The organism is Massilia aerilata, assembly GCF_042656905.1.
GTDB classification, from domain to species: Bacteria; Pseudomonadota; Gammaproteobacteria; order Burkholderiales; family Burkholderiaceae_D; genus Telluria; species Telluria aerilata.
This window is the reverse complement of record NZ_JBHSMZ010000028.1, coordinates 1-1,153: the sequence shown is the minus strand read 5'-3', so window position 1 is coordinate 1,153 and position 1,153 is coordinate 1. Positions and strand designations below refer to the sequence as shown.

The 1,153-nt window shown below is 56.9% G+C and carries 1 protein-coding gene; it reads right to left on the bottom strand.

Annotated features, from left to right (window positions below; translation table 11 throughout):
• A partial coding sequence (locus ACFPO9_RS27685; RefSeq protein ID WP_379777681.1) for an IS481 family transposase occupies positions 1–1,107 on the bottom strand: 1,107 nt, incomplete at its 3' end.
• Positions 1,108–1,153: the final 46 nt, after the last annotated feature.

The window sequence follows — 1,153 nt, the reverse complement described above, 5'->3', positions numbered from 1 at the left end:
AGCGGCGGTGAGGTCGATTTGGCCGACTTCTTTATGACAGAAAACGATGCTTAGTACGCCATCGTTTTCTGTCGGCCGTATAGCGACGGTTTCTTCATGCAGCCCTTCACCGACAAAGTACACACCGCCCTTATAACTGATCTGGCCGTGTCGACGTACGGTGCGTACGATATCGCCTTCGTCGTACTCGACAGGCGGTAGTTCTGAGGGAAAGAGGCGCCCACTGTGGGCGTAGCGGGTGGCAGGCGCCTTTTGTTCTAACGCTTCATGCGGTCGAATAAGGTTGTATTGGTCGCGCCAGCGGTCGAAGGCTTCCTGGCACGCGCTGATCGAAGTGAAGCCGAAGCGATTGATGAGTTCACGTTTAAGCGTTCGATGAAACCGCTCTGCTTTGCCTTGGGTTTGCGGATGATATGGCGTGCTGTGGCTAACGCGAATGCCTAAGCGAATGAGCCAGGCCTCCAACCGGGACAAGGTCCCATGACCGCCCGTTCCCCAAGGTGTACCGTTATCGCAAGTAATCCGCTCCGGCATGCCGTAGGTGCGAAACGTTTGCGTCAGCACGTCCTTTACCGTCCGGCCGTCCTCCCCTTTGCAAGCAGTCAAACAGATAGAGTATCGCGAGTGATCATCCAGGATCGTCAGCGGATGACAGCGTCCGGCTTTCTCGTCAGTCAGGGGAAAATGTCCCTTGAAATCCATTTGCCAGAGCTGGTTTGGCGCCTCGTGTTCGAAACGCCCCTTGGCTGGATTGATCCTGTCGGCATGCGGCACGAGCTGCCTGCCGTGACGACGCAAAATAGCTGAAATCGTATTGGGGTGCGGTGTGCCGAATTGTTCAGGCAGCAGCGCCTTGAGCTTGCGCGCTCCCCAACAGGGATGCGCATCATGCAGTGCCACAACCGCCGATTCCAATGCGTCAGCACTGCGCCTAGGCGACGAATGCGGGCGACGCGGCAATTCCTCCAGCCCTTGCTCTCCATGCTGAAGGTACAACTCACGCCACTTGTAGCCAGTCTTACGGCTGACGCCGAAAGACTGGCACAGGGCGCTCATGTTCACATCAGACGCAACCGCCAAGCGCGCAAATTCGAGACGGGAAGACATTCGGGAACTCTCCTTCCAAGGCATTGCACGCTCCGATTGTTAGCTG